Below are 7,697 nucleotides of genomic sequence, written 5' to 3'. Positions count from 1 at the left end.
ACGACGTCGCCGGGCAGCCCGGACGCCTCGGCGGCGGCGCGCAGGACGTGCCAGGCGCTCTGCCGGGACAGCCGGTTGCCGCGGGCGTTGAGCAGCAGCGCCGGGCTGCCCGTGCCCCGTCCGGCGAGGTCGGGCCGGGCCCGGACCCGGTAGGCGTCGACGGCGGCCAGCGCGGGGCGCCCGACGGGCACGATCCGCTGCTTGTTCCCCTTGCCGTGCAGCAGGATCGTCCGCGCGTCCGGGTCCAGGTCGTCGAGATCGGCGCCGACGACCTCGGAGATCCGGGCGCCGGTGGAGTACAGCAGCTCCAGCAGGGCCCGGTCGCGCAGCCCGACCGGGCCGTCGGACACGCAGCCGGCGAGGAGCTGGTCGACCTGGTCGACCGACAGCGCGGACGGCAGCCGCGAGCCCAGTGCCGGCGGCGCCACACCGGCCGCGACGTCGGTCGGGGTGAGCCCCTCGTACAGCGCGAACCGGTGCAGCCCGCGCACCGCGGCCAGCGCCCGCGCCGCCGAGGACGCGGCCAGCGGGCGCTCCCCCGTGCGCAGCGCCGTGACGAACGCGGCGACGTCGGCCTCGGCCACCTGGGTCAGCTCCGCGCGTCCCAGGTGGTCGAGGTGGTCGAGGTAGCGCCCGAGGTCGAGCCGGTAGGAGCGCAGGGTGTTCTGCGCTCGTCCCCGTTCGACGGCCAGGTGGTCGAGGTAGTCCTCGGCCACCCGGCGCACGGTCGGCACCGTCAGTCCCGCAGGGCCGGGACGACCTCGCGCTCGAACAGCTCGATGCCCGACCGGTCGTAGGCGGCCTCGGGGAAGTAGAAGATGCCGTAGCTCATGCCGACGGCCTGCAGCGCGGAGAGCTTCTCCACGATCTGCTCCGGGGTCCCGACGCCGGGCATCCCGCGGAACGCACCCAGCGCGCCCTGGGCCTTCTCCGCACCGACGATCGGCTCCAGCCGGGCGACGAGCCGGGCGAGCCGCTCCTCCACCTCGGCCTCGGTGTGCCCGATCGCGACGTTGTAGTTGGCCGAGCGGACGATGGCGTCGTAGTCGGTGCCGACATCGCGGCAGTGGTCGGCGAGCAGCGCCGACTTGTGCCGGAAGCCGTCGAGGGTGCCGTCGAAGTTGGTGTACTGCGCGTACTTCGCGGCGATCTTGAGGGTGACCTTCTCGCCGCCGCCGGCGATCCACAGCGGGATGCCGCCGTCCTGGAGCGGGCGGGGCGCGACGATGGCGTCGTCGACGGTGTAGTGCTTCCCGTGCAGGGTGGCCCGGCCCTCGCGCCAGGCCTGGGCGAAGATCTGCACGCCCTCGTCGAGCATGCCGAGCCGCTCGCCGGGCCGGGGGAAGCCGTAGCCGTAGGCGCGCCACTCGTGCTCGTACCAGCCGCCGCCGATGCCCATCTCGACGCGGCCCTTGGAGATGACGTCGGTGGTGGCGGCGACCTTCGCCAGGTACGCGGGGTTGCGGTAGGCCATGCAGGTGCACATCTGGCCGAGCCGCACCCGCTCGGTCGTCGCGGCGAAGGCGGCCATCAGGCTCCACGCCTCGTGGCAGGCCTCGTCGGTGGGCGCGGGGACGGTGTGGAAGTGGTCGTACACCCAGACCGACTCCCAGACGTCGCCGCGGTCGGCGTGCTCGGCGAGGCCGCGCATCACGTCCCACTGGGCGGCGGGATCGACGCCGACGAGGTCGAGACGCCAGCCCTGGGGCACGAAGAGTCCGAAACGCATGCGCCGAGCCTAGGACGTCCGTCGCGCGGCGACCCGTAAGGGCAGTCTGCACAGTGGTTGGCCCCGGACCGGGCACATCGCCCCGTGACCGGGCTCTGACCTGCACCTACCGTTCTCGCAACCAGCCGAGAGGAGACCGAGATGAGCGGTGGGGTCGGTACGGACGACTACGCCCTGACCAGGGTTCCGGAGCACGCCCGGTACTCGTGGTGGAGCGTGGCGGTACAGCGGTTCGGGCAGGTGTCGGCCCTGAGCCAGTTCCTGCTCGGCTCGACACTCGGGTTCGGGATGGGGTTCTGGGACGCCTTCCTCGCCTTCACCCTCGGCGCGGTGATCCTGGAGCTGGTCTCGATCGGCGTCGGGATCATCGGCTGCAAGGAGGGCCTGAACACCTCACTGCTGGCCCGCTGGACCGGCTTCGGCCACGGCGGCAGCGCGCTGATCGGCGTCGCGATCGGGGTGAGCCTCGTCGGCTGGTTCGGCGTGCAGTCCGGGGTCTCGGCCGAGGGCCTGGTCACGCTGATCGGCGGGCTGCCGGTCTGGGCGTGGTCGCTGGTGTTCGGCCTGGTCGTCACCATGATCGTGCTGTGGGGCTTCGGCTCGATGCAGTGGGTCGCCTACATCACCGTGCCGGCGTTCCTGGTGCTGGTCGGCTGGTCGATCGGCAGCGCCCTGCTCGGCCACGACCTCGGTGCGCTCATGGCGAGCCCGCCGCCGGGGCCGTCGATCTCGCTGGTCGAGGGCACGACGCTGGTCGCGGGCGGCTTCATCGTCGGGGCGATCATCACCCCGGACATGACCCGGTTCAACCGGACCTCCGCCGACGTGGTCAAGCAGACCGTCGTCGGGTTCACCCTCGGCGAGTACGTGATCGGCATGTCCGGTGTGCTGCTGGCGCACGCCATCCGCTCCGACGACATCATCACCATCGTCACGTCGTCGGTCGGCTGGGTCGGGACGCTGATCATCATCCTCGGCACCCTCAAGATCAACGACTGGAACCTCTACTCGTCCGGGCTGGGCGTGGTGAACTTCGCGGGAACCGTGCTCGGGCGCACCGTGAGCCGCCCGATGGTCACCCTCGCGCTCGGCGTGGTCGGCTCGCTGCTGGCCGCGGGCGGCATCCTCGACCTGTTCACCGGGTTCCTGTCGGTGCTGGGCGTGGTGTTCCCGCCGATCGCCGGGATCATGGTCGCCGAGTACTTCGTGGTGAAGCGCTGGCGCGGTGACCTGGAGGCGGCGCGGGCCACCGGTGCACTGCCCGCCACCTCACCGACCTGGGTCCCGGCGACGCTGGCCGTCTGGGCCGCGTCGGCCCTGCTCGGCGGTCTCGTCGACGCCGGGCTGCCCAGCGTGAACTCGATCGTGGCGGCCTTCGTGCTCTACGTCGTCGCCGGACGGCTCGGGCTGCTCCGCGGGATCGGTGTCAGCCGCACCGAGGCGCCGGACCGGGCCGCAACCCCCGCCGTCACGTCCTGACCCGCACTCCGCGCCGCCCGCCCGTGACGTCACGGGCGGGCGGCGCGGCACCACCGAAGGAGCACTCCATGCGTATCGGCATCGACGTCGGCGGCACCAACACCGACGCCGTCCTGCTCGACGACGCCCCGTCCGGCGGTGTCCGGGTGCTGGCCGCCGTCAAGTCCGCGACCACCGACGACGTCACCTCCGGCATCGTCGGCGCGCTCACCGGGCTGCAGGCCGACCACCCGTTCTCCCCCGGCGACGTCGACGCCGTGATGATCGGGACGACGCACTTCGTCAACGCCCTGGTCGAGGCCCGTCGGCTCGCCCCCACCGCGGCGCTGCGCCTGGGCCTGCCCGCCACCGCGGCGCTGCCCCCGATGGTCGACTGGCCGCAGCGGCTGGTCGACGCGATCGCCGGGCGCGGCTACCTCGCCCACGGCGGCCACGAGTTCGACGGCCGCCGCATCTCCCCGCTCGACCCGGACGAGCTGCGCCGCCACGCCGCGGACATGGCGGCCCACGGCGTCCGCTCGGTCGCGATCTCCTCGGTGTTCTCCCCGGTGACCAGCGAGTGCGAGCTGGCCGCCGCGGAGATCATCGCCGAGGAGCTGGGCCCGGACGTGCCGATCTCGCTGTCCCACGAGATCGGCCGGGTCGGGCTGCTGGAGCGGGAGAACGCGACGATCGTCAACGCCGCGCTGCGCGAGCTCGCCGCGCACATCGTCGACGCGCTCGCCGGGGCGGTGCAGGGCCAGGGCGTCACCGCGCCGCTGTACCTGTCGCAGAACGACGGCACCCTGATGGACGTCGGCTACACCCGTCGCTACCCGGTGGCGACGTTCGCCTCCGGCCCGACGAACTCGATGCGCGGCGCCGCCGTGCTGTCCGGGCTGGGCACCTGCGCGGTCGTCGACGTCGGCGGCACCACCTCCGACGTCGGCGTGCTGACCGCGGGCTTCCCGCGCGAGGCCGCCGTCGAGGTCAGCGTGGCCGGGGTGCGCACCAACTTCCGGATGCCCGACGTGCTCAGCGTCGGCATCGGCGGCGGCTCCCTGGTCCGCACCGGCTCCCCCGAGCGGCCCGACGGGCCCACCGTCGGCCCGGACTCGGTCGGCTACCGGCTCACCGAGCGGGCGCTGGTGTTCGGCGGCGACACCCTGACCGCGACCGACATCGCCGTCGCGGCGGGCCGGGCCGACATCGGCGACCGCTCCCTGGTCGCCGGGCTGTCCCGGGAGCTGGTGACCGCGGCGCTGGACCGGATCGCCTCCGACGTCGCCGACGTCGTGGACCGGATGCGGATCTCCGCCGACCCGCTGCCGGTGGTCGCCGTCGGCGGTGGCTCGGTGCTGCTGCCCGAGGCGTTCCCCGGGCTGGGCGCGGTGCACCGCCCGGAGAACTTCGCCGTCGCCAACGCCATCGGCGCGGCGATCGCGCAGGTCGGCGGTGAGGTCGACCGGGTGTACGCGATCGAGCCCGGCCGCCGCAACGCCGTCGTCGACGCCGCCAAGCAGGAGGCCGTGGACCGTGCGGTCGCCTCCGGCGCCGACCCCGGCTCGGTCGCGCTCGTCGACTTCGACGAGGTCCCCATCCCCTACCTGCCCGGCAACGCGACCCGCATCCGCGCGAAGGCGGTCGGCGACCTGCGCCTGGAGCGGACGGTGACCCGGTGACGGCGCTGCTGACCGCCGAGGACCTGCCCGCGCTCGCCCGGGGCGCGGCGCTGCTGGGGACCGGCGGCGGCGGCGACCCGTACCTGGGACGGCTGCTGGCGCAGCGGGCGCTGCGGGCGCACGGTCCCGTGCCGCTCGTCGATCCCGCCGACCTGCCCGACGACGCCGCCGTGTTCGTCGTCGCGCAGATGGGGGCGCCGACGGTGAGCGTGGAGAAGCTGCCCGCCTACGACGAGATCGGCCGCGCGGTCACCGCGCTCGCCGCGCACCTGGGGGTCACGCCCACCCACGTGGCGTGCATCGAGGCCGGTGGCATCAACTCCACGATCCCGGTGGCCGGTGCGGCGATGCTCGGGCTGCCGCTGGTCGACGGCGACGGCATGGGCCGGGCGTTCCCCGAGCTGCAGATGGTGCTGCCCGGCGTCGCCGGCGTCCCCGCCACCCCGATGTCGATCACCGACGAGCAGGGCAACACCGGCGTCCTGCACTGCCCGACCGCGAAGTGGGCCGAGGACCTCGCCCGCTGCATGACCATCACCATGGGCTGCACCGCGATCATCTCGAACTACCCGATGACCGGCGCCCGGGCGCGGGAGACGATGGTCCGCGGCACCCTCGGGCTCTGCGTGCGGATCGGGCGCGCCATCGCCGGTGCCCGGGCCGGGTTCACCGACCCGGTCGCGGCGGCCGCCACCGAGGTCGGCGGACGGGTCGTGCACACCGGGAAGGTCGTCGACGTCGAGCGGCGCACCACCACCGGGTTCGCCCGCGGGACGGCGACGCTGTCCGGCGGCTGTGTCCTGCGGTTCCAGAACGAGCACCTGATCGCCGAGGTCGACGGCACGACCGTCGTCACCACCCCGGACCTGATCATGGTGCTGGACACCGCGACCGGGGAGCCGGTGACCACCGAGGCGCTGCGCTTCGGGCACCGGGTCAGCGTGCTCGCCGCCCCCGCGGACCCGCGCTGGCACACCCCGGAGGCGATCGCCGTCGTCGGACCGCGGTACTTCGGCTACGACACCGACCCCGTGCGGGTCCACGACACCGTGACGGACGGAGCACCGGTATGACCTGGACCCTGACCCCGGACGACCTGCCCGACCTCGCCCGCGGCGCCGCGCTGCTCGGCACCGGCGGCGGCGGGGACCCCTACATCGGGCGGCTCATGGTGGAGCAGGCGATGCGCGAGCACGGACCCGTCACCGTGCTCGACCCGGCCGACCCCGCCGACCTGACCGACGACCTGTTCGTCATCGCGACGGCGATGATGGGCGCGCCCACGGTGATGATCGAGAAGATCCCCCGCGGCGACGAGCCGGTGCTCGCCCTGCGCCGCCTGGAGCAGCACCTCGGGCGCACCGCCGATGCGACCATCCCGATGGAGTGCGGCGGCATCAACTCGATGATCCCGCTGCTCGTCGCGGCCCGGACCGGGCTTCCGGTCATCGACGGCGACGGCATGGGCCGGGCGTTCCCGGAGCTGCAGATGGAGACCTTCGGGGTGTACGGCGTGTCCGGGTCGCCGATGGTCGTCGCCGGGGACCACGGCGAGTCGGTGCTCATCGACACCGGCACCGACAACCACCGCATGGAGCACCTGGCGCGCGGGGCCGCCATCCGGATGGGCGGGTCGGCGCTGATCGCGGAGTACCCGATGTCCGGCGCCGACGTGCGCCGCACCGCGATCCCGCACACCCTCACCCTGGCGCTGCGGCTGGGCCGGGCGATCCGGGAGGCACGCGAGCAGCTCGGCGACCCGGTCGGGGCGATCGCCGACGCCCTCGCCCCGACCCTGTACCGGCACCTGCGGGTGCTGTTCGCCGGCAAGGTCTCCGACGTCGAGCGGCGCACCGTCGACGGGTTCGCCCGCGGCACCGCGCGGTTCACCGCGTTCGACGGCGGCTCCGAGCTCCGTACCGTCTTCCAGAACGAGACCCTGGTCGCGACCGTCGACGACACCACCGTCGCGGTCGTCCCGGACCTCATCTGCGTGCTGGAGGCCGAGTCCGGGGAGCCCATCACCACCGAGGCGCTGCGCTACGGCCAGCGCGTCGTCGTGGTGGGGATCTCGACGCCGGACATGATGCGCACGCCGGAGGCCCTCGCGGTGTTCGGGCCGGCCTGCTTCGGGCTGGACGTGCCGTTCGTGCCGCTGGAGACCGCGGTCCCGCGGGGAGCGGGCGCCGCGGACCGGGTCTGACCTGGCAGCATCCGCGTCGTGGAGGTGACCGCAGGCGACGTCGACGCCCTCGTCACCGGGGTGCTGCTGCTGGGCTCCGGCGGGGGTGGCGACGCCCGGGTGTACGCCCACGTGCTGCGCTCGGTGCTGGCGGCGGGCCCGGTCCGGCTGCACTCCCCCGCCGAGCTCGGCGACGCCCCGGTGCTGCCGGTCGGGATGCTCGGCGGCACCCGGGTGCTGGGCGAGAAACTGCCCTCGGGCGACGAGCTGCCCGCGGCCGTGCGCGCGCTGGTCCGCTGGACCGGGGTCACCCCGGCCGCGGTCATGCCGTTCGAGGCGGCCGGCCTGAACGGGGTGCTGCCGCTGCCGCTGGCCCACCAGCTGGGGCTGCCGCTGGTCGACGCCGACCTGATGGGGCGCGCGCTGCCCCGGGTCGACCAGCTGACCCGGGTCGTCGCCGGGGGTGCGGTGACGCCGATGGCGCTGGCCGAGCCGGCGGGGCAGACCGTCGTCGTCGACGGTGGGGACCCGGTGTCGACCGAGCTGACCGTGCGCGCGTTCGTCGCCCAGGCGGGTGGCTGGGCCGGGGCCGTGATGGCGCCCGCACCGGCTGCGGCCGCGCTCGGCGACGCCTGCCTGGGCACGC

Annotated in this window: 7 protein-coding genes; 5 read left to right on the top strand and 2 right to left on the bottom strand. The window is 74.2% G+C overall.

The genetic code is table 11. From position 1 onward, the window contains the following. Both GTW08_RS02785 and GTW08_RS02780 read right to left on the bottom strand, forming a co-directional pair. Positions 1–734, bottom strand: a 734-nt coding sequence (locus GTW08_RS02785) for a tyrosine-type recombinase/integrase (RefSeq protein WP_161151353.1), incomplete at its 3' end; no start/stop codon positions are given. A 2-nt stretch (positions 735–736) separates the two neighbouring features. Continuing rightward, entirely contained in the window at positions 737–1,729 is a 993-nt protein-coding gene (locus tag GTW08_RS02780) for an LLM class F420-dependent oxidoreductase (RefSeq protein WP_073575219.1), read from the bottom strand. Positions 1,730–1,870: 141 nt separating this feature from the next. Between GTW08_RS02780 and GTW08_RS02775 the strand changes: the two genes are divergently transcribed. The 5 genes from GTW08_RS02775 to GTW08_RS02755 form a co-directional block, all read left to right on the top strand. Then, entirely contained in the window at positions 1,871–3,208 is a 1,338-nt protein-coding gene (locus GTW08_RS02775) for a purine-cytosine permease family protein (protein ID WP_073575220.1), read from the top strand. Between the two features lie 68 nt (positions 3,209–3,276). Beyond that, entirely contained in the window at positions 3,277–4,869 is a 1,593-nt protein-coding gene (locus GTW08_RS02770) for a hydantoinase/oxoprolinase family protein (RefSeq protein WP_073575221.1), read from the top strand. After that, positions 4,866–5,942 (top strand): DUF917 domain-containing protein, encoded by a 1,077-nt coding sequence (locus GTW08_RS02765; protein WP_073575222.1) that lies wholly within the window; start codon positions 4,866–4,868, stop codon positions 5,940–5,942. The genes GTW08_RS02770 and GTW08_RS02765 overlap by 4 nt, the downstream gene beginning before the upstream one ends. Continuing rightward, positions 5,939–7,072, top strand: a complete 1,134-nt coding sequence (locus tag GTW08_RS02760; RefSeq protein WP_073575223.1) for a DUF917 domain-containing protein — start codon at positions 5,939–5,941, stop codon at positions 7,070–7,072. The genes GTW08_RS02765 and GTW08_RS02760 overlap by 4 nt, the downstream gene beginning before the upstream one ends. A gap of 18 nt (positions 7,073–7,090) precedes the next feature. Continuing rightward, a partial coding sequence (locus GTW08_RS02755) for a DUF917 family protein (protein ID WP_161151352.1) occupies positions 7,091–7,697 on the top strand: 607 nt, incomplete at its 3' end.

This window comes from Pseudonocardia sp. SID8383 (assembly GCF_009864975.1).
Lineage (GTDB): Bacteria > Actinomycetota > Actinomycetes > Mycobacteriales > Pseudonocardiaceae > Pseudonocardia > Pseudonocardia alni.
Note: the sequence above shows the minus strand (reverse complement) of the source record. Positions and strands in the feature narration are given on the sequence as shown.

Bases quoted from the DNA above. Each gene is read 5' to 3' on its own strand.
- GTW08_RS02760 (WP_073575223.1), top strand. From the start codon at position 5,939: ATGACCTGGACCCTGACCCCGGACGACCTGCCCGACCTCGCCCGCGGC.
- GTW08_RS02780 (WP_073575219.1), bottom strand. From the start codon at position 1,729: ATGCGTTTCGGACTCTTCGTGCCCCAGGGCTGGCGTCTCGACCTCGTC.
- GTW08_RS02775 (WP_073575220.1), top strand. From the start codon at position 1,871: ATGAGCGGTGGGGTCGGTACGGACGACTACGCCCTGACCAGGGTTCCG.
- GTW08_RS02770 (WP_073575221.1), top strand. From the start codon at position 3,277: ATGCGTATCGGCATCGACGTCGGCGGCACCAACACCGACGCCGTCCTG.